Annotated in this window: 24 protein-coding genes, 1 tRNA gene and 1 pseudogene; 17 read left to right on the top strand and 9 right to left on the bottom strand. The window is 62.7% G+C overall.

Annotated features, from left to right (window positions below):
* Nucleotides 1–20: 20 nt before the first annotated feature.
* Nucleotides 21–905 carry a fumarylacetoacetate hydrolase family protein gene (locus tag ACD578_RS10310; protein WP_404292791.1) on the bottom strand — a complete coding sequence of 295 codons (885 nt, stop codon included), beginning with the start codon at nt 903–905 and terminating at the stop codon, nt 21–23.
* 384 nt (nt 906–1289) lie between these two features.
* Here ACD578_RS10310 and ACD578_RS10305 point away from each other — a divergent pair, with 384 nt between their 5' ends.
* Nucleotides 1290–2621: an OmpP1/FadL family transporter gene (locus ACD578_RS10305; RefSeq protein ID WP_404292789.1), complete on the top strand. Its 1332-nt coding sequence runs from the start codon at nt 1290–1292 to the stop codon at nt 2619–2621.
* Between the two features lie 274 nt (nt 2622–2895).
* Here ACD578_RS10305 and ACD578_RS10300 read toward each other — a convergent pair whose 3' ends face one another.
* Nucleotides 2896–4695: a PHA/PHB synthase family protein gene (locus tag ACD578_RS10300; RefSeq protein WP_404292787.1), complete on the bottom strand. Its 1800-nt coding sequence runs from the start codon at nt 4693–4695 to the stop codon at nt 2896–2898.
* A 111-nt stretch (nt 4696–4806) separates the two neighbouring features.
* On the opposite strand from ACD578_RS10300, the gene ACD578_RS10295 reads away from it, so the two are divergent.
* The 7 genes from ACD578_RS10295 (at nt 4807) to ACD578_RS10265 (ending at nt 11864) form a co-directional block, all read left to right on the top strand.
* Nucleotides 4807–5220 carry a hypothetical protein gene (locus ACD578_RS10295; protein ID WP_404292785.1) on the top strand — a complete coding sequence of 138 codons (414 nt, stop codon included), beginning with the start codon at nt 4807–4809 and terminating at the stop codon, nt 5218–5220.
* Between the two features lie 43 nt (nt 5221–5263).
* On the top strand, nt 5264–6484 hold the full coding sequence (locus ACD578_RS10290; protein ID WP_404292784.1) for an LL-diaminopimelate aminotransferase: 1221 nt from the start codon (nt 5264–5266) through the stop codon (nt 6482–6484).
* 102 nt (nt 6485–6586) lie between these two features.
* The gene (locus ACD578_RS10285; RefSeq protein ID WP_404292782.1) at nt 6587–7909 is read left to right on the top strand and encodes a homoserine dehydrogenase; all 1323 of its coding nucleotides are present in this window, start codon (nt 6587–6589) and stop codon (nt 7907–7909) included.
* 57 nt (nt 7910–7966) lie between these two features.
* Nucleotides 7967–8965: a class II fructose-bisphosphatase gene (glpX, locus tag ACD578_RS10280; RefSeq protein ID WP_152714419.1), complete on the top strand. Its 999-nt coding sequence runs from the start codon at nt 7967–7969 to the stop codon at nt 8963–8965.
* A gap of 286 nt (nt 8966–9251) precedes the next feature.
* On the top strand, nt 9252–9695 hold the full coding sequence (locus ACD578_RS10275; protein ID WP_404292781.1) for a GNAT family N-acetyltransferase: 444 nt from the start codon (nt 9252–9254) through the stop codon (nt 9693–9695).
* A gap of 204 nt (nt 9696–9899) precedes the next feature.
* Nucleotides 9900–11711: a single-stranded-DNA-specific exonuclease RecJ gene (recJ, locus tag ACD578_RS10270; protein ID WP_404292780.1), complete on the top strand. Its 1812-nt coding sequence runs from the start codon at nt 9900–9902 to the stop codon at nt 11709–11711.
* A gap of 78 nt (nt 11712–11789) precedes the next feature.
* Nucleotides 11790–11864 (top strand) — tRNA-Glu (locus ACD578_RS10265).
* Nucleotides 11865–11969: 105 nt separating this feature from the next.
* On the opposite strand, the gene ACD578_RS10260 is transcribed toward ACD578_RS10265, so the two are convergent.
* The gene (locus tag ACD578_RS10260; protein ID WP_404292778.1) at nt 11970–12167 is read right to left on the bottom strand and encodes a hypothetical protein; all 198 of its coding nucleotides are present in this window, start codon (nt 12165–12167) and stop codon (nt 11970–11972) included.
* A 370-nt stretch (nt 12168–12537) separates the two neighbouring features.
* Between ACD578_RS10260 and ACD578_RS10255 the strand changes: the two genes are divergently transcribed.
* Nucleotides 12538–12771 carry a DUF6894 family protein gene (locus tag ACD578_RS10255; protein WP_152715542.1) on the top strand — a complete coding sequence of 78 codons (234 nt, stop codon included), beginning with the start codon at nt 12538–12540 and terminating at the stop codon, nt 12769–12771.
* A gap of 63 nt (nt 12772–12834) precedes the next feature.
* Here the strand turns inward: ACD578_RS10255 and ACD578_RS10250 are convergent, their stop codons facing one another.
* The 3 genes from ACD578_RS10250 to ACD578_RS10240 all read right to left on the bottom strand — a co-directional run bounded on the left by ACD578_RS10250 (nt 12835) and on the right by ACD578_RS10240 (nt 14184).
* A complete protein-coding gene (locus ACD578_RS10250; protein WP_152715544.1) occupies nt 12835–13089 on the bottom strand; it encodes a hypothetical protein in 255 nt (84 codons plus the stop codon).
* A 91-nt stretch (nt 13090–13180) separates the two neighbouring features.
* Nucleotides 13181–13807: a 2-dehydro-3-deoxy-6-phosphogalactonate aldolase gene (locus tag ACD578_RS10245; protein WP_404292775.1), complete on the bottom strand. Its 627-nt coding sequence runs from the start codon at nt 13805–13807 to the stop codon at nt 13181–13183.
* A 92-nt stretch (nt 13808–13899) separates the two neighbouring features.
* On the bottom strand, nt 13900–14184 hold the full coding sequence (locus tag ACD578_RS10240; protein WP_404292773.1) for a hypothetical protein: 285 nt from the start codon (nt 14182–14184) through the stop codon (nt 13900–13902).
* Nucleotides 14185–14471: 287 nt separating this feature from the next.
* Here ACD578_RS10240 and ACD578_RS10235 point away from each other — a divergent pair, with 287 nt between their 5' ends.
* The 3 genes and pseudogenes from ACD578_RS10235 (at nt 14472) to speB (ending at nt 17345) form a co-directional block, all read left to right on the top strand.
* A complete protein-coding gene (locus tag ACD578_RS10235) occupies nt 14472–14987 on the top strand; it encodes an Lrp/AsnC family transcriptional regulator (protein ID WP_404292772.1) in 516 nt (171 codons plus the stop codon).
* A gap of 100 nt (nt 14988–15087) precedes the next feature.
* Nucleotides 15088–16287, top strand: a complete 1200-nt coding sequence (gene rocD, locus ACD578_RS10230) for an ornithine--oxo-acid transaminase (RefSeq protein ID WP_404292771.1) — start codon at nt 15088–15090, stop codon at nt 16285–16287.
* A gap of 19 nt (nt 16288–16306) precedes the next feature.
* Nucleotides 16307–17345 (top strand): annotated as a pseudogene (speB, locus tag ACD578_RS10225) (agmatinase).
* 151 nt (nt 17346–17496) lie between these two features.
* On the opposite strand, the gene ACD578_RS10220 reads toward speB, so the two are convergent.
* Nucleotides 17497–18471, bottom strand: a complete 975-nt coding sequence (locus ACD578_RS10220; RefSeq protein WP_404292769.1) for a DUF1624 domain-containing protein — start codon at nt 18469–18471, stop codon at nt 17497–17499.
* 45 nt (nt 18472–18516) lie between these two features.
* Between ACD578_RS10220 and ACD578_RS10215 the strand changes: the two genes are divergently transcribed.
* The 4 genes from ACD578_RS10215 to ACD578_RS10200 all read left to right on the top strand — a co-directional run bounded on the left by ACD578_RS10215 (nt 18517) and on the right by ACD578_RS10200 (nt 20921).
* Nucleotides 18517–19272: an SIR2 family NAD-dependent protein deacylase gene (locus ACD578_RS10215; RefSeq protein ID WP_404292768.1), complete on the top strand. Its 756-nt coding sequence runs from the start codon at nt 18517–18519 to the stop codon at nt 19270–19272.
* 127 nt (nt 19273–19399) lie between these two features.
* Nucleotides 19400–20020 (top strand): cold-shock protein, encoded by a 621-nt coding sequence (locus ACD578_RS10210; RefSeq protein ID WP_404292767.1) that lies wholly within the window; start codon nt 19400–19402, stop codon nt 20018–20020.
* Nucleotides 20020–20487: a DUF192 domain-containing protein gene (locus tag ACD578_RS10205; RefSeq protein ID WP_404292766.1), complete on the top strand. Its 468-nt coding sequence runs from the start codon at nt 20020–20022 to the stop codon at nt 20485–20487. The genes ACD578_RS10210 and ACD578_RS10205 overlap by 1 nt, the downstream gene beginning before the upstream one ends.
* A 17-nt stretch (nt 20488–20504) precedes the next feature.
* Nucleotides 20505–20921: a hypothetical protein gene (locus tag ACD578_RS10200; protein WP_404292765.1), complete on the top strand. Its 417-nt coding sequence runs from the start codon at nt 20505–20507 to the stop codon at nt 20919–20921.
* Nucleotides 20922–20933: 12 nt separating this feature from the next.
* On the opposite strand, the gene ACD578_RS10195 is transcribed toward ACD578_RS10200, so the two are convergent.
* On the bottom strand, nt 20934–21818 hold the full coding sequence (locus tag ACD578_RS10195; protein ID WP_404292764.1) for a GGDEF domain-containing protein: 885 nt from the start codon (nt 21816–21818) through the stop codon (nt 20934–20936).
* Between the two features lie 135 nt (nt 21819–21953).
* The gene (locus ACD578_RS10190) at nt 21954–22214 is read right to left on the bottom strand and encodes a PilZ domain-containing protein (RefSeq protein ID WP_152718629.1); all 261 of its coding nucleotides are present in this window, start codon (nt 22212–22214) and stop codon (nt 21954–21956) included.
* Nucleotides 22215–22695: 481 nt separating this feature from the next.
* On the opposite strand from ACD578_RS10190, the gene ACD578_RS10185 reads away from it, so the two are divergent.
* Complete coding sequence (locus ACD578_RS10185) at nt 22696–24375, top strand: methyl-accepting chemotaxis protein (protein WP_404292763.1); 1680 nt, start codon at nt 22696–22698, stop codon at nt 24373–24375.
* Nucleotides 24376–24466: the final 91 nt, after the last annotated feature.

Genomic DNA, 24466 nt, shown 5'->3' with positions numbered 1-24466 from the left:
AAGCCGTTGCGTTCCGTCCGTCAGTGCCCCTTCCAGCTCTTGCTGGTATCCACCGCATGTCCCTCGAAGGCGACGAAGCGCTGGCGCTGTTCGCCGAGGCCCTCGATGCCGAGCGACACGACATCCCCGGCCTTGAGGAAACGCTGTGGCTTCATGCCCATGCCGACGCCGGGCGGGGTGCCGGTGGTGATCACGTCGCCGGGCTCCAGGATCATGAAGTGCGAGACGTAAGAGACGATCTGCGCCACGTTGAAGATCATGGTCTTGGTCGAACCGTTCTGCGCGCGCTCGCCATTCACGTCGAGCCACATGGAGAGGTTTTGCGGATCGGGGATCTCGTCCTTGGTGACGAGCCACGGGCCGAGCGGGCCGAAAGTCGGGCAGCCCTTGCCCTTGGTCCAAGTGCCGCCGCGCTCCAACTGGTATTCACGCTCGGACACGTCATTGCAGACGCAGTAGCCGGCGACGAAGTCGAACGCCTCGTTCGCCCCGATATAGGAGGCCCGCTCGCCGATTACGATGGCGAGTTCCACTTCCCAGTCGGTCTTCTGGGACCCGCGCGGGATGATCACGTCGTCGTTGGGTCCGACGATGCAGGACGGGGCTTTGTTGAACACGATCGGTTCTGCCGGAATCGGTGCTCCCGTCTCAGCAGCATGATCGGCATAGTTCAGTCCGATGGCGATGAAGTTGCGCACCTGTCCCACGCAGGCGCCCAGGCGCTGGCCCGATGGGGCGACGGGAAGGGTGCTCGGATCGGTCTTGCGGATGCGATCCAGGGTCTCGGTCGACAGGGTTGCTCCGGCAATATCGGGAACGAGCCCTGAGAGATCGCGAATCTGCCCACTGGAATCGATAAGTCCCGGTTTCTCCCGTCCAGCATCCCCAAATCTCACCAGCTTCATCAAGCGCTCCTCTTGTTACGGCATGGGCATAATTGGCGCGAATGCGCCCCGCTACAATGCACGTTCTAGACGCAAATATGTTGCTGTTTTGCCACGAGCGCGCACAAAGTGTGGAATTCCCACTCATCCGTCGGAGGTACCTGAATTCAAGATGAAAGCCGACTATACATCGGTTTACATATGAACAATCCGTCGGTACTTTAAAATTTCTCGAAGTTAATAAAGCATTCTGAAGTAGAATTTAGTAATTGCAGGCTTACTTTAGAAAATTTTAACGTGCTGTTTGAGACTCATGAAAAGATTGCGGCCAAATTTAAGCATTGGCACATTGCACTCATGACGGGATTCTCCCGTACAAGAAAATACCAAGGGCAGGAAAACTCCATGGGTCTTCTCTCTCGTTCTTTGTCGCTGACCGCGGTCTCCTTGGCAGCTCTCATCGTCGCTCAGGGCAGCGCCCAGGCGGGTGCCTTCGCGCTCCGTGAGCAGAGCGCCACGGCGCAAGGCTACTCCTTCGCCGGTGCCGCGTCGGGCTCCGGTTACCTGTCCTCGATGTTCTGGAACCCGGCCGTCATCACGATGGCGCCCGGCTGGCAGAGCGAGTGGCATACTTCGGTGATCATTCCGCGGGTCGACATCAACCCGCTCCCGTCCGTTCCGACCTTCGCACTGGGCAGTTCCGGCGATATCGGCGAGGACGCGGTCGTTCCGGCAGGATACAGCTCCTACCAGATCAACGACATGTTCTGGGTCGGTGTGTCCAGCACCTCGCCCTATGGCCTCGTCACCGATCCGCGCGAGAACTGGTCCGGCCAGCTCTATTCGCGTTCGTCTCGGATTTTCTCCGTGAACGTGAACCCGGTCCTGGGCGTCAAGGTGAACGATTGGTTCTCGTTCGCGGTCGGTCCGTCGCTGCAGTACTTTGACATCCGCCTCAAGAGGGCGGTGCCGTTCCCGGGCGCTCCGGCGGCCTCTGCGACGTTGCCCGGCGCTCCGAGCGCGATCCTCGACGGTGACGACGTCGGTTTCGGCTTCACGGCCGGCGTCACGATCACCCCGTTCGCCGGGACGACGATCGGTATCGGCTACCGTTCGCAGGTCGAGCACGAGCTCGAGGGCGATCTGTCGGCTCCCTTCGGCTCCATCGGTCCTTTCGCCCGGGTTCCGATCACCGCGAAGCTCAAGACCCCCGATCAGCTCACGGTCGGCATTTCGCAGGTGATTACGCCCGCCATCACGGTTCATGCCGGCTTCGAGTGGACGAACTGGAGCGTTCTCAAGACGCCTCTCGTGATCGGTCCCGGCGGCGTCGCCGTCACTGATATTCCACTCAACTACGAAGACGGGTTCTTCTACTCCGTCGGTGCGGACTACAAGCTGAATGATCAGTGGACCCTGCGCGCCGGTGTGGCCTACGAGGAATCGCCGATCGATACAGAGATCTGTTCGACCCGTCTGCCCGACAACGACCGCATCTGGGCGTCGGTCGGCGCCAGCTACCAGTGGAATGACAGGCTGTCCTTCGACGTCGCCTACACGCATATCTTCTCGAAGGAGACGGATATCCGGATCGTTCCCGGCCATCAGGACTACGCAGGTCTTCCTTACCTGGCCGATGTGGACTCGGCGGTGGATATCGTCTCGGCGGGTCTGCGCTATCGTTGGGACGACCCGAAGGTCGCGATCCCGGCGGTTCCGCTCGTCCGCAAGTACTGAGCGCTCGCGAAGCGACACCACAAAGGCCGGCAATTCTGCCGGCCTTTCTTTTTGACGTTCCCGTTCCGCCGAAGGCGGAGCCGGAACCAGTCCCCCGAACGTCACCCGAGCCCGTGACACGCTCTCACGTCATCATCGGCCTTGCGCCGGTGATCCCGATCGGAAAGGCGCCGAACCACAAACAATCGGAATGGCCGGGACATGCCCGGCCATGACGTGGAGGGTGTCAGTGCCCGGCAGATGACGACGACCGAGCGTGTACCTCATGGGAGCTTTATGATTTAGCCAGAACGTAGGTTCCCGGTGCGTCGCAGAGCGGTTCCAGCTTGCCGCTTCCAGGCTCTCGCGCGGTTACCGTCCGGGGCGCCTGGGCCTTGATCCATTCGAACCAATAGGGCCACCAGGAGCCCGACGTCTCCGTCGCCTGCTTCACCCAGTCTTCCAATTCTCCCACGACCGGACCGCCGGTCCAGAACTGGTATTTCGGCTTGTTGGGAGAATTGACGACACCGGCGATGTGCCCGGAGCCGGCAAGCACGTAATCGACCGGCCCGCCGAAGGCCTTCGATCCGACGAACACGGAGCGGGCAGGGGCGATATGATCTTCCTTCGTCGCGAGGTTGAAGATCGGCACCTTCACCTTCTTCAGATCGAGCTTCACGCCGGCAAGCTCCATCTCGCCCTTGGCGAGCTTGTTCTCGAGGTAGCAGTTGCGCAGGTAGAAGGCGTGGTTTGCCGCCGGCATGCGGGTCGAATCGGCATTCCAGTAGAGCAGGTCGAACGGGAGGGGCGATTGGCCCTTCATGTAGACATTGACCACATAGGGCCAGATCAGATCGGTGGGTCGCAGCATGTTGAAGGCATTGGCCATGCGCGAGCCTTCGAGATACCCGCGCTTCTTCATGGTGGCCTCGAGGCTGCGGACCTCCTCCTCGCCGGCGAAGACCTTCAGGTCGCCTGCATGGGTGAAATCCACCTGTGCGGTGAAGAAGGTGGCGCTGTCGATCCGCTTGTCGCGCTTGGCCGCCATATAGGCGAGGGTGGTGGCCAGCAGCGTGCCGCCGACGCAGTAGCCGATGGCCGTCACCTTCTTCTCGGCCGTCGCCTGTTCGATGGCATCCAGCGCGGCGAAGATGCCATCCACCATGTAATGCTCGAAGCCCTTTTCGGCATGCTGCTCCGCAGGATTGACCCAGGAGATGCAGAAGACGGTCAGGCCCTGCGAGACTGCCCACCGGATGAAGCTCTTCTCCGGGTTGAGATCGAGGATGTAGAACTTGTTGATCCAGGGCGGTACGATCAGCAGCGGCCGCTTTAGCACTTTCTCCGTGACAGGCGTGTATTGGATCAGCTCGATCAGATCGTTGCGGAAGATGACCTTGCCAGGCGTGGTGGCGATGTTCACGCCGACCTTAAAATTGCTCGGATCGGATTGCCGTATCTTCAGTTCGCCGCCGCCGGCCTCGATATCCTCCGCCAGCATCGTCATGCCGCGTACGAGATTGGCGCCGTTCTCGCGCAGCGTCTCGCGTATCAGCTCCGGATTGGTCAGGAGAAAGTTGGAGGGTGAAAGCGCGCTGGAGAGCTGCTTGAGGTAGAACTGAGCTTTATGCCGGGTGCGCTCGTCGAGGCCTTCCGCATTCTCCACGAGATCCTCCGCCCAGCGGGAGGAAATGAGGTAGGCCTGCTTCAGGAAGTCGAAGATGGGGTTCTCGGACCATTCAGGATCCTTGAAGCGGTTGTCCTTTGGCTCCGGCTCGGCCACCGGTTCCGTGAGCTCCCCCTGAGCACGTTTCAAGGTCGAGGCCCAGAGAGACAGGAACTGGGTTCCGAGGCGAGACTGAGCCTCAAAGCTTTTCTGCGGATCACTCATCCAGATTTCGGCCACCCGACCGAGCGATTTGACCGCCTCCGAAACGTCTCCCGCAGCCGGGGGCTGGCCTTCTTGGACGGGCTTGAGGTAGGCGGCCGCCGCCTTGCCTGCTCCCTCGATGAAGCGGGCCGTATTGCGGGAGAGTTCCTCGAAGTCCGGGACCGGGCCTTGAGTCTTCTCTTCACCGTATGGCTTGTCCATAAGGCGATCTCCCTCTATCGCAGCAGCATTGCTCGCAAGCCGCATTTCCGACATCTTAGCGTTCGAGCTGTCGGATATGCCAGAGCCATGTTGCAGGTCTTAGGTATCACAATGCGTACGAAGCCCCTTTCGATCCGCCGCATCTCGGTCGTTGGCCTGACGATGCTTGCCGCCGCGTGCCTTTCCGGCTGCAATGGGAGCTTCAATCCCGTCCGGGATGTGGCAACGGCCGTGGGGGCCGGTCCGCAGATGGCTGCGACCCCGGACTTCGTCGCGCGCTCCCGTCCGGCCGACCTGGAGTACATGCCGATCGGAACGCCGGCCGTGGAACGCCCGACCGCGGCGCGCACGGCTGATGAGATCAAGGCGGCCGAGGCGGAACTCGATGCCCTGCGCTCCCGGAACGAGGCCGCGGGAGCCGCGGCCGCGGAACTCGGCAAGACGCCGCCACCGGAGCCGGTCAAGCTACCGGCCAACACGTCGCAGCAGACGCGTCAGAAGACGAATTCCAAGAGAACGCCTTAGAACCTATACCGGAATCATGTGATTCCGCTCGAGGACGAGACCCATGCCTGACTTTTACCGGATTAAGCGCCTCCCGCCTTACGTCTTCGAGCAGGTCAACCGCATCAAGGCCGCCGCGCGCGCCAATGGAGCGGACATCATCGACCTCGGGATGGGCAATCCGGACCTCCAGGCCCCCCAGCACGTCATCGACAAGCTGGTGGAGACCGTCGGCAAGCCGCGCACCGACCGCTATTCGGCCTCGAAGGGAATCGGCGGCCTGCGCCGTGCCCAGGCCGGCTATTACGAGCGCCGCTTCGGCGTGAAGCTCAATCCCGATACGCAGGTGGTGGCGACGCTCGGCTCCAAGGAGGGGTTCGCCAACATGGCCCAGGCCATCACCGAGCCGGGCGACGTGATTCTGGTGCCGAACCCGAGCTACCCGATCCATGCCTTCGGCTTCCTGATGGCGGGCGGCGTCATCCGCTCGGTTCCGGCCGAGCCGACCCCTGAGTTCTTCGTCGCGGCCGAGCGCGCCGTCGCCCACTCGATCCCCAAGCCCGTGGCGCTCGTCGTCTGCTATCCGTCGAACCCGACGGCCTATGTGGCTTCCCTCGACTTCTACCGGGATCTCGTAGCCTTCGCGAAGAAGCATGAGCTGATCCTGTTGTCGGATCTGGCCTATTCGGAGGTCTATTTCGACGAATCGAACCCGCCGCCCTCCATCCTGCAGGTGCCGGGCGCCATCGACGTGGCGGTGGAATTCACCTCCATGTCCAAGACCTTTTCCATGGCCGGCTGGCGCATCGGCTTCGCGGTCGGCAACGAGCGCCTGCTGGCGGCCTTGGCGCGCGTGAAGTCCTATCTCGATTACGGCGCCTTCACGCCGGTGCAGGTCGCGGCCACCGCCGCCCTCAACGGCCCGGACGAGTGCATCCGTGAGATGCGCGCTACCTATAAGCGCCGCCGCGACGTGATGGTCGATTCCTTCGCCAAGGCCGGCTGGACCGTTCCGGTGCCCACCGCCTCCATGTTCGCCTGGGTCCAGATCCCGGAAAAGTTCCGGTCGCTGGGCAGCCTCGAATTCTCGAAGCTCCTGGTGGAGAAGGCCGACGTGGCGGTCGCTCCCGGCATCGGCTTCGGCGAGCACGGCGACGATTATGTCCGCATCGCGCTTGTGGAAAACGAGCAGCGCATCCGCCAAGCCGCGCGTAACATCCGCAAGTTCTTCGACAATGCCGACCAGACGCTCCACAACGTGGTGCCTATGGTTCGCCGGGGCTGACCTCCGGAGAGGAAAGGCGCCACATCGGGATTTCGCGTCCGCATGGACAGGACACCTTGGCGGTCGTAAAAGCAGCCCGACATTTTCAAGGAGCTGTTGTTCGTGACACGTCCCCTTCGGGTCGGCATTGCCGGCCTCGGCACCGTCGGCGCATCGGTCATTCGCATTCTCGACCGCCAGAACGAGGCCGTCGCCCAGCGCGGCGGGCGGCCGGTTGAGGTCGTGGCCATCTCGGCCCGCGACAGGACGAAGGACCGGGGTTTCGACCTCTCCCGGTTCACGTGGTTCGACAATTCGGTGGAATTGTCACAGGCCGCCGATCTGGATTGCGTGGTTGAGCTGGTCGGCGGCGCCGACGGGGCTGCTCTCGACACGGTGCGGGCGGCCCTTTCGCTCGGCAAGCACGTGGTCACCGCCAACAAGGCGCTGCTCGCCAAGCACGGTCTCGAACTGGCGAAACTGGCAGAGGAGAAGGGCGTATCCCTGGCCTTCGAAGCCTCCGTGGCCGGCGGCATCCCGATCATCAAGACCCTGCGCGAGGCCCTGCCGGCCAACCGGATCTCGCGCCTCTACGGCATCCTCAACGGCACCTGCAACTACATCCTCTCCCGCATGGAGCTGGAGGGGCTGACCTTCGCCGAATGCCTGAAGGACGCCCAGCGCCTCGGCTATGCGGAGGCCGATCCGACCTTCGACGTCGAGGGCTTCGACACGGCCCATAAGCTCGCCATCCTGACCAGCCTTGCCTTCGGCACCGAAATCGACGCTGAGGCGATCTATGTGGAGGGTATCTCCTCCATCACGCCGCTCGACCTTGCCATGGCGAAGGAGCTGGGCTTCCGCATCAAGCTCCTGGGCGTCGCCGAGCGCACCAAGACCGGCATCGAGCAGCGCGTCCATCCGACCATGGTGCCCCGGACATCGTCCATCGCCCAGGTCATGGGTGTCACGAATGCCGTCACCATCGATGCCGATGCGGTGCGGGAGCTGACGCTCATCGGACCTGGGGCAGGGGGCGATGCCACGGCCTCCGCCGTCGTGGCCGATATCGCCGACGTCGCTATAGGCACCGTGCAGCCGCTCTTCGGCTCCCCGACGGACCGGCTCGAGAAGGCGCCTCGCGCGCCCATGCAGCGCCACGAGGGCGGCTATTACGTTCGCCTGACGGTCCATGACCGTCCAGGTGTAGCCGCCGGCGTGGCGACCCGCATGGCCGAGGCCGACATCTCACTGGAGAGCATCCTGCAGAAGCGCTCGGAGATCGCGGCAACCAAGGACCCGCATGGGCGTTCGGGCGCACCGGTCTCGCTGGTGCTCATCACCTACGCGGCCACCGAAGCCTCGATCCGCTCGGCTCTGGAAAAAATCTCAGGGGATGGTCTTATCGCCGAGCCGCCCCAAGTCATTCGCATCGAACGCGAATAAACCCACGACCGGGCCTTTCAGGGCCCCAGACGATCACAAGAGGGAGACGACACGTCCATGTCGCAAGGCATTACCGTCCAACCGGGCCAAATCATCGAGCGCATCCTGACCCTGGAGCTCGTCCGCGTCACCGAGCGCGCGGCGGTGGCCTCCGCCAGGCTGCGTGGCCGCGGCAATGAGAAGGCCGCCGACCAGGCCGCCGTGGACGCCATGCGTCGTGAGCTGAACAAGCTCCCCATCGACGGCACGGTCGTGATCGGCGAAGGCGAACGCGACGAGGCGCCCATGCTCTTCATCGGCGAGAGGGTCGGCAACAAGCAGGGCCCGAAGGTCGACATCGCCGTCGATCCGCTTGAAGGCACCACGCTCTGCGCCAAGGACATGCCGGGCTCCATCGCCGTCATGGCCATGGCCGAGGCGGGAACTCTGCTGGCGGCTCCCGACGTCTACATGCACAAGATCGCGGTCGGGCCGGGCTATTCCGCCGGCGTCGTCGACCTCGATGCCTCGCCGGAGGAAAACCTGCATAGCCTCGCCAAGGCGAAGGGCGTGAAGGTGAACGAACTCACCGCCCTCGTGCTCGACCGCCCGCGCCACGCGGACCTAATCGCGGCCATCCGCAAGACCGGCGCAGGTGTCCGCCTGATCTCGGACGGCGACGTGGCCGGCGTGATCTTCACGACCAAGCCCGAGGAAACCGGCATCGACATCTATCTCGGCATCGGCGCCGCGCCTGAAGGCGTGCTGGCGGCCGGTGCGCTGCGTTGCATCGGTGGCCAGATGCAGGCCCGCCTGATCCTCGACACGGAGGAGAAGCGCTCCCGTGCCCTCCAGATGGGCGTTACCGATCCCAGCAAGAAGTACGACATGACGGACCTCGCCCGGGGCGACGTGATCGTGGCGGCGACCGGCGTGACCGACAGCGCACTCACCCGAGGCGTCCACTTCGGCAAGGAGGTGATCACCACCGAGACGGTGGTCTACCGCTCGGCCACCGGCACCGTGCGCCGCATCTACGGCGAGCACCGGGAATTGGCGAAGTTCCACCTGGACTAAGCCGGTCCAGGGACGGAGTACAATCCACATGCGTCATGGCCGGGCTCGTCCCGGCCATTTGCATTTTGCCTGCCTCTGCACGCATCCTAAGAGACTGGCTGATAACGGATCTGCCGCATGTTTCCCTCCCCTTGTGGGGAGGGCCAGGGTGGGGGTGCCGGCGCCTGACCTGCATAGGCTATCGCTCACACCCCCACCTCCAACTCCTCCCCACAAGGGGGAGGAGGGTTGCCAGCGCTTTATCAGCCTGACACTGAGACCGATGCCTGTAGGAATGGAAAACACAATGCTTCAGATCCGCCCCTTCACCGCAGACGACCGGAAGGCCTGGGAGCCTCTCTGGCAGGGTTATCTGACGTTCTACAAGTCGTCCGTGCCGCCCGAGGTCACGGAGACCACGTGGCGTCGGTTTCTCGATCCCGCGGAGCCCATGTACGGTCTCGCGGCTGTTCTCGACGGCAGGATCGTGGGCATCGTCCATACGATCTATCACCGCTCCACCTGGAGCACGGCCGATTACTGCTACCTGCAGGATCTGTTTACGGCCGAGGAGGCGCGCGGGCGGGGTGTGGCGCGGGCCTTGATCGAGGCGGTGTACGAGAGGGCGAAAGCTCAGGGTGCGAGCCGGGTCTATTGGCTGACGCACGAAACCAACACGATGGCCCAGGCGCTGTACGACAAGGTCGCTGCCCGCAGCGGCTTCATTCAGTATCGCCATCTGTTCGGCTGATGCCCCGGTCATCCCCGGCGGCCGAAGGGCCGGGAATGACACCCTCCTCCGTCATCACCGGCCTTGCGCCGGTGATCCCGACACGAGAGACGCGGCGTTTCACAGGATCGGGATGGCCGGGACAAGCCCGGCCATGACGAGGACGAAGTAGCTCACCAACATCCCAGGATGCTTTGACCACAATTCGCGGATAAGACTCCCGCTGTGACCGAATCATCTCCTCTTCTCCTGCCCAAGCCCTTCCTGGGCGTCACCAATTCCGCCCTCGGGCGCACCTGGGTCGAGCGCTGCGATGCCGCCCAGGGGACGATTGCGCTCGCCATCGCCCAGACCCACGGCCTGCCGGATGTGCTGTCCCGGGTGCTCGCAGGGCGGGGTGTGGGCATCCATGACACCGAAGGTTTCCTGAATCCGCGCCTGCGGGATCTCATGCCGGATCCGCATAGGCTCACCGATATGGAGGCTGCGGCCTCCCGGCTGGCCGATGCGGTGATGCGCAACGAGAAGGTGGCGATCTTCGGGGATTACGACGTCGACGGAGCCTGCAGCGCGGCGCTTCTCGCCGAGTATCTTCGCGCCTGCGGATTGGACTACGCCATCCATATTCCCGACCGGATCACGGAGGGCTATGGCCCGAATGTCGATGCCATCCGGGCACTGAAGGAGCAGGGCGCGGACATTCTCGTCACGGTCGATTGCGGGACCGCGAGCATCGAGCCCTTGGCCGAAGCCAAGCGCCTTGGCCTCGATCCCATCGTTCTCGACCACCACCAGGCGCCCGAGCAGCTCCCGGAGGCGCTCGCCATCGTGAACCCGAACCGGCAGGACGACCTGTCGGGGCTCGGTCATCTCTGCGCGGCCGGTGTGGTGTTCCTGTCCCTCGTCGCTCTCAACCGCACCTTGCGCTCCCGCGGCTTCTTCCAGGGACGAGCCGAGCCGGACCTGATGGGCAGCCTCGATCTCGTCGCCCTGGCGACCGTTGCCGACGTGGTGCCTCTCATCGGCCTCAACCGGGCCTTCGTGCGCCAGGGCCTTGCCATCATGAAGAGCCGCCGCCGGGTGGGGCTGGCGGCGCTTCTCGATACCGCAGGCCTCGCCGAAGCCCCGGAGAGCTGGCATCTCGGCTATCTCGTCGGACCGCGTATCAACGCAGGCGGTCGCATCGGCGATGCGGCTCTGGGATCGCGGCTTCTGCTGACGGAGGATCCCGTGCAGGCCGGGAAGCTGGCAACTGAGCTCGACCGGCTCAACCGGGAGCGTCAGGCCATCGAGGTCATCGCCGTTGCGGAAGCCGAGGCACAGGCGATGATGGCGCTGGAGCGCATGCCGGATCTGCCGGTTCTCGTGACCGCCTCGGCCGAGTGGCACCCCGGCGTGGTCGGCCTGATCTCCGCCCGCACCAAGGAGCGGTTCCGCCGCCCGGCCTTTGCCTTCACCCTCAACCAGAACGGCACGGCGACCGGATCGGGCCGCTCCGTGCCCGGCGTGGATCTCGGCTATGCGGTGCGCGCTGCCGTCGAAGCGGGGCTCGCCATCAAAGGCGGCGGCCACACCATGGCGGCCGGCGTGACGATTCAGGCTGTCGATCTGGAGCGCTTCCTCGCCTTCGTCACCGAAAAGCTCACCGAGCCGGTGAGCACCATGCGCCTCGGGGACAATTTCGCCGTCGACGCGACCCTGACGGCCGCCGGCGCCCAGCCTGCCGTCGTGACGGCTCTGGAGCGGGCAGGGCCGTTCGGTCAGGGCCAGCCGGAACCGGTCTTCGTCTTCCCGCAGCATCGCCTCATCGAGGCGCGTGAGGTCGGCAGCGGTGGGCATATGCGCGTGAAGCTTCGCGGCGGAGACGGCAGTTCCATTGGCGGAATCGCCTTCCGTGCCGCCGGTCAGCCGCTTGGAAATGCGCTGTCGCAGGCCATCGGAAATCCGCTCCATGTGGCCGGGACGCTCTCCATCGATCGCTGGGGCGGAAACGAAAAGGTCGAGGTCCGGATCATGGATGCCGCGAGGCCGGAATAATCCAATTCTGGTGCTTGCGATGCATCACGAACCCATCTATAGGTTCGCCCACTTCGGCGGCACCGCCCCGAATGACCCGCGCCCTTCGTCTATCGGTTAGGACGCCAGCCTTTCACGCTGGAGAGAGGGGTTCGACTCCCCTAGGGCGCGCCACTTCACAATCCTTGAAAATCAGCTTATCCGCCATCAACGGGCACGGCAGCGCTGTCGAAGGTTCGATAGATGCTTGATCGCTACGACAAGTCGCGTGACGACCCATTAGATCGGGTTGCCTTTGATCTTGGTCACCATTTCCCAGTTGTCGCCGGCGGCGATCAGGCAGGCTTTGCCGTCCGGCATGGTCATCACCATCGTCCATGATCCGTTCGAGGAGGCGAACACTTCGATCACCTGTCCGGGCTGCGCGAGGCCCATGCCGACCGGATCTTCCTTGTACTGATCGGCAAGCATCTTCACGAGCTGTTCGCGCGGGCCGCATGAGGATTGCGCGCTGGCTGGTGTGCTCCCAAGCGCGATGATCGCGCCAAGGATCGCGAAGGGAACGAGGGGGTACGGATCATGACATATCCCTGACAGTTGACCCGCGATTACCCTTGGCGTGCCCATCAACGCGTTCTGCCTGAAAAAGCTCCATCCGCTGAAGCGACCATCTCCGGTTCAGAGCGTTCCGAGGCGTTCCTCAAGCCCTTCGCAATCCGTGGCAGGCTCTCAATAGGCGTCATCATTTCTGGAAAATCTGTGTATATGAGAAGGGCAGGCGTCGGATTGAACCTGCCGCCTGCAAGGGCGTTCTTACCGCCAAACTCTCTATCGAAGCTGAACTCCCATGCCGCGATACTTCTTCAATATCCGTGACGGCTACGACGTCGATGAAGATGAGGAGGGGATCGAGCTTCCCGACCTCGAAGCGGCCCGTGCCGAGGCCCTGGCCACGGTCGAGGAGCTTCGGGACGAGCTGGCCGATGCGGGCAATATCGAACTGGAAATCACCGATGAGACCGGACGACGGCTTCTCACCGTTCCTTTCTTCCGCAGGGGGCAGGGCGGCCGACGCGGTTAGACCCGTTGCAAACGAAAGGCCCAGCGTGAAGCCGGGCCTTGTCTGGTGAGGACACGAGCCTGATCAGCACTCGGTCTTCTTCTTGGTCGTCGTATCGCCGAACTCGTCCGTCTTCTGCTTGGTTTCCGTGGTGCAGCCCACGGAGCCCGTGCTGGTTGTGACCGAGGTGGAAGACGTCGTGCTCGGCTCCGTCTTGCGCTCGATCGTCGTCTGGCTGCCCAGGATGCCTTCTTCCTTCTTGATGGTCGTGGTGGTGTCCTGAGCGAAGGCGGCCGTGCTGAGAAGCGAAGCCGCAAGAATCAGTACCGTTTTCTTCATCGTGAACTCCATGAACAATCTTCCTCCTGAGAACGGCTTTCGCCCAAAGGGGTTCCTGCTCAGGTCGTTCATACGAGCTGCCGGTCGTGGCTCAGGCTGAGCGCAGCTCTTGCCAAGCTGCCGCGAAATCACGGGCATTGCGGCCGATCTCTTCGACCGACATGGCAGGCGTGAAGAGCGCGGAGCCGAGCCCGAAGCCGTTGGCGCCCGCATCCACGTAGGGCTTCATGTTGTCCGGCTTGATGCCGCCGACGGGAAGGACCAGGGCGTCCTTCGGCAGCACGGCCCGCCAAGCTTTCACGACGGCGGGAGGAGTGGCCTCGGCCGGGAAGATCTTGATGGCGTCTGCTCCCGCCTTTAAGGCTGCAAATGCCTCCGTAGGCGTCGCCACGCCAGGGGTGCAAACAAGGCGGTTTTTCTTGGCGCAGCGGATGACGTCGAGATCCGCATGGGGCATGACGATCAGTTTGCCGCCCACATCGTGGACGCCGATGACCTGGTCCGGGTCAAGGACGGTTCCGGCGCCGACAAGCACATTATCCGGCATGGTCTTCGACAAAATCTCGATGCTGCGAAACGGCTCCGGCGAGTTCAGCGGGACCTCGATGATCCGGAAGCCGGCTTCGACCAGGGTGTGGCCTACAGCCTCGGCGTTCTCAGGCTTCAGGCCTCGCAGAATGGCGATCAGAGGAAGGTCGGTCAGATAATCCCGCAGCACAGCAGCACCTCCAATCCCGTCGTGAAACGGGAAGCATCTCATCGAGCCCGTTATCGATAGGCGCTACTAGTTGGCAAAGATGGGAGCCGGTTTCAACCTTTTGCGGCCTGGGGATCGAGAAATCGCATCAGGTAGGAAACGGCACTGCGAAGGGTGTCCCGGCCATCCGGGCTGTGCTCGATGAACCAATCCTCGAGAGCAACACCCGGATACAGCGCCTCGACACCGGCAAAGAACTGCACAAGTTTCATGGAATCGAAGATGAGAGAATGCGTCAGTGACGTGTCCAACGCGATCGCTGTCTCGCTATTTTCGTTGAGCGACCGGCAAAGCGCGAGGACGTTCTCAGCGACATTCGCTTCCGAGAGAAAACTCACTGTTGCTGCCCCTTTGCCGTTGACGTTGAGTCATATCGGCTGGGATCGTCGTTTCAATAATGAAACGATATAAAAGTTGTGTACAACAACATGAAATTACATTGCAATTTTGTAACAATATCTTTCTATGACGTGCCCTGGTTCTGCAAGCTCTCGGCCAGGCACCGACCGGTCAAGGCTCCGTCTCAGCCCTTATGTGGAATTGCAAGGCTCGTGCCTCGTAGGATAGAGACCTGACAATCTGTCACCGGACCCGTCTCGTTTCTGGGTCCCGACCGGGCTGAACCATGAAGCCGCCTTCGAAGCTGCTGAGCCGCAGCGTCAAACCCTCTCTCGATCGCATCGATCTAATGATCCTCGACGCGCTCCGCGACAACGGGCGCATCACCTACCAGGCTCTGTCCGAGCGGGTCGGCCTTTCGGCGCGTCCCTGTCTCGAACGGGTCAGGCGTCTGGAGCAGAAGGGCGTGATCCGCGGCTACATGGCCGTGATCGAGCCGGCTGCCCTCGGACATGACATCATCGCCCTGGCGGGGATCAGCATGCGCGATCCTTCGACCGGTACGCGGCAGCGGCTCGAGCGTGCTTTGACAGCCAATCCTGCTGTGATCGAGCTGCAAGTCGTAAACGGCGAGTACGACTATATCGCCAGGATCGTGGCACCGACCCTTGCTGCTTACGAGACCCTGACCGAGGCGTATCTCGCCGATCCCGGGTTCGGAATCGGCCGTGTTCACACGACCTTCGTCCTAAAGACCCTGAAAGATTTTGAGGGTTATCCGGTGGCCGACAACCGGGATTGAGCCCGCGTGCGTGGCTAAACGACAGATACGGCTGCGGCCAAGCGAGATTTCAGCCCCAACGGGAACGCTATGTTCGTAAGCTTGTCCATGGAGGACTTCCATGGATTTCATTGCTCTCGAACGATCCGTTACTGCCGCCAATTACGATTCCCTGCCTGTCGTCCTGAGGGAGGCGAAGGGCGTCTGGGCCACTGATACGGAAGGCAGGCGCTATCTGGACATGATGAGCGCCTATTCGGCCGTCAGTCTCGGCCATGGTCACCCGCGCATCCTGAAGGCGATGATGGAGCAGGCCTCGAAGCTCGCCGTCACCAGCAGGGCCTATCACACGGAACTTCTCGGGCCCTTCCTGGAGCGCCTCGTCCAGATCACCGGCCTCGACATGGCGTTGCCGATGAACACGGGCGCCGAGGCCGTCGAGACCGCCATCAAGGCAGCCCGGCGCTGGGGTTATGCCAAGAAGAAGATCGCCCAGGACCGGGCGGAAATCATCGTCGCGAACAATAATTTCCACGGCCGCACGACCACGATCGTGGGATTTTCGTCAGATGAGTCCTATCGCGAGGGTTTCGGCCCCTTCTCCGGCGGCTTCAAGCTGGTGCCTTTCGGGGATGCAGGAGCGATCGAGCAGGCGATCACCGGCAACACCTGTGCCGTCCTGATCGAGCCGATCCAGGGCGAGGCGGGCATCGTGGTGCCGCCGGAGGGTTACCTGAGAGACCTGCGTGCCATCTGCGACAGGCACAACGTTCTGCTGATGTTCGACGAGGTCCAATCGGGTCTCGGCCGCACGGGCCGCTGGTTCGCCTATCAGCATGAGGGCATCAAGCCGGATGGCCTGATCCTGGGAAAGGCCTTGGGGGGTGGCGTTTATCCGGTCTCGGCCTTCGTGGGCACACACGAGGTCATGAGCGTCTTCAATCCCGGTTCCCACGGCTCGACCTTCGGGGGCAACGCCCTGGCGGCCAGGATAGGGCTGGAGGCGCTGGCCGTGATCGAAGAGGAGCATCTCGTCGAGCGCAGCGCGGAAATGGGCGGCTACCTCCAGGATCGCTTGCGCGCCATGCGAAGCAACATCGTGAAGGACGTGCGCGGCCGCGGCCTGTGGGTCGGTGTCGAGGTGGATGCCAACGTGGTCTCCGCACGAACGGTCTGCGATGCGCTGCTCCAGAACGGCGTCCTCTCGAAGGACACCCACGGCACGGTGCTGCGCTTTGCGCCGCCTCTCACCATCACCCGCGATGAGATCGACTGGGGGATGGAGCGGATCGAGCGGGTTTTCGCCCGCGCCATTCATTGATGCACAGGGACGAAGATTGATGGCACAGAACCTTAAGAAAAAGACGGAACCTGCAACCCGCGAGCAGCGCCTGGAGACTTATCAGCCCTTGTCCGGAATGGTAGTGCCGCGCTTTGCCGGTATCTCGACCTTCATGCGGCTGCCCTATCTCGCGCCGACGCACGCCCCGGGCGAGATCGACATCGGCATCCTCGGCATTCCCTTCGACGGAGCCACCACCAACCGTCCCGGAGCACGCCTTGGGCCGCCAGGTGCGTGACGCCTCATCGCTCATGCGTCTGGTCAATTACGGGACGCTGGTAGCGCCTTACGATCTCTGCGCCTGCGCCGATGTGGGCGACGTGCCGGTCAATCCCATCGATGTGCAGGACACGCTCCGCCGCATCGAGGCCGAAGTCACCTATCTCTACCAGGGCGGCGTAACGCCTCTCTCCATCGGTGGCGACCACATCATTTCGTATCCGATCCTGCGCGCGCTCGCCTCGAAGAGCGGTCCCATGGGCATGATCCATGTGGATGCGCACAGCGATACGGGCGACACCTACTTCGGCGGCCAGAAGCTCACGCACGGCACGCCGTTCCGCCGGGCCATCGAAGACGGTGTGCTCGATCCGAAGCGCATGGTGCAGATCGGCATTCGGGGGCACATGTATTCCGCCGACGAGCGCGAATGGGCGCTCGACCAGGGCATCCGCATCATCGACATGGAAGAGGTGGCGGAGAAGGGCATTCCCTATGCGATCGCCGAGGCCCGCCGGGTGGTCGGCATGGAGTCGACCTATTTCACCTTCGATATCGATTCCATCGATCCGGCCTTCGCTCCGGGCACCGGAACGCCGGAGATCGGCGGCTTCACGAGTCGTGAGGCGCTGCAGCTCGTTCGCGGCTTCCGGCACCTGAACCTCGTGGGCGCCGACATGGTCGAAGTGTCGCCGCCGCTCGATCAATCCGGAGGCACCGCGCTGGTAGGGGCTTCCATCGCGTTCGAACTCCTCTGCCTGCTGGCGGAGGCGAGGGCGGAGCGCACCTCGAAGGAGACCCGGCTGAACGTGGTCTAGACCGCCCCCTCGGCATCGCCGGTTCGAACAATCCACTTCGTCATCACCGACCTTGTGCCGGTGATCCCGTTTCGGTGAGGCGCAGCGCTCTTCCAATCGGGATGGCCAGGACAGGCCCGGCTATGACGGGAGGGGAGTGCGATGGACCAAATCACGATGGCGGGCTTTGGCGCATGCATTGTTGCGCGGCGCGCGAAATCCGCGTGTTGTCCTCGGCGGCGGCTTTGTTGGCGAGGAGCCTTTGCCAGAGATCCCGCTCCGGGACCTGCTGCAGAATGCAGGAGCAGACGGACGGGCACAGCGCCGGGTTGCCGTTCTGCATCAGGCAGATCTGTCGGCAGGCCGCCGATGGGTTCGGGCCCACGATCTGCGCGATGCCGTAGAGGAGTCCGAGCAAGATGATCTGGTGGGTGAGATAGATCGGCAGGCTCTTGCGCCCGGCCCATACCAACAGCTTGAAGAATGGGTTGTCCGCGCGCCAGCGCGCAAGGCTGAGCGTCTCGCGTTGTGCCAACAGCAGCTTCCCGGTGACCACGCCGATCAGCACGAGCCCGAACCACGGAAAGATCGGCACATAATCGTTCGTCACCGGATCGGAAGCGCCAAGACCGAGCCAGTCGAGCCAGGGCGCATCGAAGGCCGGACTCGTGAAGAGCCAGGGGGCGATCAGGCAGAAAACGGCAAGGACGATAGTGAGAGCGGGGTTCAGTCGTAGGAAAGGCAGAGCCAGAACGCTCGAGACGGCGATGCAATGGAGGATGCCGAAGAAGATATAGCTTTCGGGAAAGGCAAAGTAGGTCACCAGGGTCACGGCCAGAGCCGCGCCGCCGACCTTCATGAGGCGCTTCAGGAACGGCATTCGCCGGAAGCCCTGGACATGGGCCAACGCCAGTCCAAAACCCGCAAGAACCAGAAACGAACCAGCGATCCCGCGCGCAAACCAGCGCCAGGCCGGGATCTGGAGGATGTTCGTCCCGATCAGCTGCAGGAAGCTCAGGTCCCAACTGAAATGGTAGACGATCATCGCGGCAATCGCGATGCCACGGGCGACATCGATGGCATCCCAGCGCTGGGATGCGGCGGTTCGGGCTTGAGAGGAGATGGCGGTCAAGTCTGTTTGTCTCATGAGTAAAGGCATTCCCTCCCAGTCCGTAAGCCTTATGTGAGTGAGATGACCGAGAGCCTCGATGCATCAATCGCCACATTACAGGACATGATTCAAGACGCTCGTGTCGTTGCGGGCTTCACCGGGGCTGGGATCTCGACCGAGAGCGGCATCCCCGACTTCCGCTCTCCCGACAGTCCCTGGATGCGCCACAAGCCGATTTCCTTCGAGCTTTTCCTGCAAAGTGCGGAAGCACGCCGGGAGGCATGGCGACGAAAATTCGCCATGGACGATCTCTATCGCGGCGCGCGTCCAAGCTTGGGGCACCTCGGCTTCGCATCCCTTGTCGCGGCGGATCGAATGCCGGCCGTCATAACCCAGAATATCGATGGGCTTCATCAGGAATCCGGCCTCGACCCGGATCAGGTCATCGAGCTGCATGGAAACGGCACCTATGCCAAGTGTCTGGCCTGCGGCAGCCGCCACGAGCTCGACTGGGTGAGACGGTGTTTCGATGCTGACGGCGAGCCACCCGATTGCCGGATGTGCGGGGGAATCCTCAAGGCGGCGACCATCTCCTTCGGACAGGCCATGCCGGAGGGGCCGATGCGCCGGGCCCAGAAGCTGACAGCATCGTGCGACCTGTTTCTGGTCGCGGGCTCGTCCCTGGTCGTCTATCCTGCGGCGGCTTTTCCGGCCTTCGCCAAGGAAAACGGAGCGCGGCTCGCGATCGTCAATCGGGAGCCGACACCCCTGGATGAGGCTGCTGATCTGGTGATCCATGCGGAGATCGGCTCGGTCTTTTCAGTATTTGTGTCGTAACTTCAAGAACATGCAGGCTGCCGAAAATTTCATCGCCCTCTGATGCGCGTTTCTGGCTTCCCCTGATTCAGGACGATGTTATCCTCTTATTAAGAATCGGGTTCATGATTCGAGTTTGGGTAATTTCATGACTGGCGATTACGGCTCCAATTCTTTCAGTCTCCGCGAGGAGAATCCCTCTATTGATCAGGGCCACCGTGAGGTCGCTCACCCGACCTCCGAGGAGGCCGCCCTTGAGCTCGTCCAGGTCAGCGGCCGGATCAAGTGGTTCGACGTTGCCAAGGGGTTCGGTTTCATCGTTCCCGACAATGGCATGTCCGATGTTCTGCTCCATGTGACCTGCCTGCGACGGGATGGCTATCAGGCTGCCAACGAAGGTGCTCGCATCGTCGTCGAGGCGGTCCAGCGGCCGCGTGGCCTTCAGGCCTTCCGCATCCTCTCGCTGGACGAATCCACCGCGCTGCATCCCTCCGAGCTGCCGCTGCCCCGGACGCATGTCCACGTGGTGCCGACCAGCGGTCTGGAGCCCGCGATCGTGAAGTGGTTCAACCGCCTGCGCGGCTTCGGCTTCCTGACTCAGGGGGAGGGTAAGCCGGACATCTTCGTCCATATGGAAACCCTGCGCCGCTACGGTATTGCCGAGCTGAAGCCGGGCGAGCGCGTCTTCGTCCGCTTCGGCGACGGCTCGAAAGGCCTCATGGCCGCCGAGGTTCGCTTGGCCGACATGGCCCTGCCGCACTCCCACTGATGAGCTTATCCGTGCTGTCGCGTATCCGGCCGGCGTTCTCGGCCTTAGGCTTTCTCGTTCTGATCGCCGGCGCGGTCTACGCGCAGGCGTTCGAGACCCTGTCCATCGCCACACAGGCCGGGCAGCGGCAGGCTTTCAGGGTCGAAGTGGCCCGCAACGATGCCGACCGGGCGCAGGGACTGATGTTCCGCCGATCCATGCCGGCCGACCAGGGCATGCTGTTCGATTTCGGCCGCGTCGAGCCCGTGTCCATGTGGATGCAGAACACTTATCTGCCCCTCGATATGCTGTTCATTCGGGCTGACGGTACAATTGCCCGCATTGCGCCTAATACAGAGCCTCTGTCCACCCGAACCATCCCCTCGGGCGAGCCGGTTCTCTCTGTCCTGGAGTTGAATGCTGGTACAGCGGCCAGGCTTGGGATCAAGCCAGGCGACCGGGTGGAGCACCCGATGTTCAAGCGTTGATGCAGGCCGCGGCCTGAATGCTCGGCAAGTTGGGGTGTCTGGCCACTTTCATGATTGTGGCTGTTCTGCCGGTTCCGGCGATGTCAGAGGTTGGTCCGCACGCCGTGATCAACGTCTCTCAAGACCTGCTTCGCGCCTACAAGGCTGAAGATGCTTCAGCTCTCCACGGACTTCTCGCTCCGGCATTGCAAGCAGAATACCCTGTCGAAAGGCTTCGCGTGATCCTGACCCGATGCCGGGCCCTGACTCATGAGATCGACCGTTTCAGCATTCCTTCCTGGGGAGCGCGCCACTACGGGTTCTTCGGCGTCTATGCGGAAATTTCCGTGTTCGAGATGATCCTCGAGATCGACGAAAACGAGAAGATCGTTCATTGGGTGATCACGGACGACGTCATATCGATCAATCAGCAATGCATCGTCAGCCGCGTCTGACAGGTCCGCCGGTTACACTAGCGTCGAGGTTGCCACCTGGTTCCGTCCGTCGTTCTTCGCCTGGTACAGCAGATCGTCGGCCCGCCTCAAGAGGCTCGACAGATCCTTCTCATCGGGATCGCGCTCGACGACTCCGAAGCTTGCGGTCACCACGCCAGGATCGAGCCGAGCGATCGACTGACCGGAAAGGCCTTTCTGCATCTTCTCAGCAAGGCCGAAGGCCTCGTCGAGCGACGTTCTGGGCAGGATGATGCAGAATTCCTCCCCGCCTGTCCGGGCAAAGAGGTGGGATGACCGCAGTTCGCCTTTCACGAACCGAGTGACGCCGACGAGAACGGCATCGCCCTTGGCATGGCCATAACGGTCATTGATGGCCTTGAAGCGATCCAGATCGAAGAGAATGGCGCAAAGCGGGGTTTGTGTCCTCTGCGCGCGGGCAATCTGCTCCTCCGCATGGCTGACGAGCCAGCGCCGGTTCCCGATCTCGGTCAGTGGGTCGGTCTCTGCCGCTCGTGCCAGATTGTTCAGCGTGAGATCCAGTTCCTCGAGGGTCTCTTGAACCTGATCGAGCATATAGCCCGCTTCATCGGAGAGCCCGCGGGGCAGGGCGGGCAAATGCTTGTTTTGGCGATAGTCTCCGAGAGCCTGGGACACGACGCGGACAGGGGCCAGCATCCCGTGGACGAGTAGGAAAGTGATCGCTGTGCCGACAAGCGTTGCCAGCAGCAGCACGAGGAGGTCTGCCCAATTCTCCTGGCCGAAGGCCGGATTCTTGACCAACGCCCAGATCACAAACGTGGTGAGAGGAATGTGGGTGCCGACAAAGCAGATCAGCAGAACACGACCTGCATAGCTGCGGGGGCGTCTCAGCTTGTTGAAGAGACGGTAGATTCTCATGGGCTGCCCATCCTGCTCACGGCTGCCGGACGCAATGAATGCGCCCTAGCGGAAAGTGGTCTTCTACGCGAACCACTTCTTCTTGGGAAGATTACCCTAAAAGCAGGACGAAATTGGGAAATATGACGCCGGCTCTCAGTCCGTGAACCTTGCCCCGTAATGAATCCCGGTGGTCCACACCAGTCGGACATTCGCTTTCGCGTCCTCCGACGGAATCTGCAGCTCGAATTCCAGCGGAACATCGGCAGGTGGGGACACCACCAGACGCACCCCGGCCTCCGACAAGTCCCAGACCGTGCATTCGATCGGGGCCTGAGCGGTCTTGCTCGCAATCCGTCCTTCCAGGTGGGCAAGATGGCGCTGACTTGCTCGACGCTCGGGTATCCGATGGCTCATCCTTGAGATCCTGCCTTTGAGGAAGAAGCCCTTCTATAGCGGGAAGCTGGCGTGAAAATGTTTTTCGCATTCGCATGCCATGAATAGCGGGCAGGTCGGATCCGATGACGCCAAAAAAAAGCGCCTCCCAACGGTTGGCGCTTAGTGACGATCCGTAGGGGCAAACCTGGATCGGGGTTGGGATTATGGCCAGATCCGTCGAGGAGGGAAGGATCTGGCTCATGGTCATGAGAGGTAGGTGCATCTCGGAAGAATAAGGCATTTGGGATAGCCGCTGTCCGCCCGGACGCCCCCAGAGAAGTTCGTGAAGGGAATGAGGTGACGAGGGGGAGCCCCACATACTCTTTTCAGCCCCGTGCAAGCTTGGCGCGGTATTTCCCCGCGGCCTGGATCCTGCGCGTCAAGGGGGCGCGCGCCTCTCACGGTCATGTGGGCAGGCCAATGAAGCAAAATGTCTGAAAATGCATCTGGCGCGCCGAAGTTGGCGCACGCTCTTTCGGGAGTCGCGGGTCGATTCTATGCGGGAATGATCGCCGGCATTCTCGCTCTCATCGCACTCTCGATCTATGGCTCCGTCACGATTTCGACGGTTCTGACGGAGCGTAAGCAGGCAGAACTGAAGAGCCTGACCGAGGTTGCAATCAGCACCGTTGCCGATCTGGAGACTCGCGCCCGGAAGGGGGAGATATCGACGGAGGAAGCCAAGAAGCGTGCTTTGGATGCCCTGCGCAGCATGCGTTACAACGGCTCTGACTACTATATCGCGTTTGACTATAAGCATGTCATTCTGGCGCATCCCAATCCGGTCATGATCGGAAAGGATCAGACTGACGCCAAAGACTCGACCGGCAACCTCTTCACTCAGCAGCAGGTCCAAGTCGCCAGATCGGGTGGAGGGTTCGTCCGTTATCTCTGGCCCAAGCCAAACGAGACCCAGCCTTCTCTCAAGATGACCTATTCGTCTGTCTTTCCTCAGTGGGAGTGGGTCATCGCGACCGGTGTCTACATCGATCAGCTGGATGCCATGAATGCGGATTACCGCAACACTCTGCTCAAGATGGTTGCTGTCGCGGCCATGATCATGCTCCTGATCGCCTTTGGTCTCGGACGCAGCATCTCCAAGCCGATCCAGAAGCTCGTGGCGAACATGCGCGCGCTCGCCAGCGGCGATCTTGGCGTGACGATCGAGGGAACCTCCCGCCGCGACGAGATCGGCGTGATGGCCGGCTCGGTTCAGGTGTTCAAGGACGCCATGATCGCCAAGAAGCAGGCCGATGAGGCCGCAGCCCTGGAGGCGGACGCCAAAACCCGCCGGGCCGAGGTGCTGGACCAGCTCACGAAGCGCTTCGAGCTGAACGTCTCGGCCCTGACGCAAGGGCTGTCCTCGGCCGCCACCGAGATGGAAGCCACCGCGCAGTCGATGACGGCGATCGCCGGCCAGACCACCCAGCAATCGGTCACCGTCTCGTCGGCGGCCCAGCAGACCTCGGCCAACGTGCAGACGGTAGCGGCCGCCACCGAGGAGCTGTCGATCTCGATCCGTGAGATCGCCTCCCAGGTGGCGCAGTCCTCGCAGATCGCCGACCGCGCCGTGCAGGGCGCGCGGCGTACCGATGCGGCGGTGCAGGACCTGGCCGCGACCGCGGCCAAGATCGGCGACGTGGTGCAGCTGATCAACACCATCGCGGGCCAGACCAACCTGCTGGCGCTCAACGCCACCATCGAGGCGGCACGCGCCGGCGAGGCCGGCAAGGGCTTTGCCGTGGTGGCCACCGAGGTCAAGGAGCTGGCGAGCCAGACGGCCAAGGCGACGGAGGAGATCTCGGCTCAGATCGGCTCGGTGCAGCAGGCGACGCAGCAGACGGTCTCGGCGATCCAGGAGATCGCCCGCACGATCACCGAGATGAGCCAGATCTCGACCTCGATTGCCGCCGCCATGGAGGAGCAGGGCGCGGCGACCGCCGAGATCGCCCGCAACGTGCAGGAGGCGGCGCGCGGTACGGAAGCGGTGACCGGCAGCATCGGCGACGTGCAGCAGGGCGCCGGCGAGACCGGAGCGGCGGCGAGCCAGGTGCTGGGCGCGGCGCAGGAGCTGTCGCGTCATTCCAACGATCTCGGGCGCGAGGTCGAAACCTTCCTCCACGGCGTCAAAGCAGCCTGACCCGGTCCACACAACCACGGAACATCGCACGACAAGGGCCGCTGCAAACAGCGGCCCTTGTCTTTCGGCCCTCAACGATCGACCGCGCACC

Source organism: Microvirga sp. RSM25 (genome assembly GCF_044784385.1).
Lineage (GTDB): Bacteria > Pseudomonadota > Alphaproteobacteria > Rhizobiales > Beijerinckiaceae > Microvirga > Microvirga tunisiensis.
The sequence above is the reverse complement of the archived record's forward strand: the minus strand, read 5'-3'. Positions and strand labels throughout refer to the sequence as shown.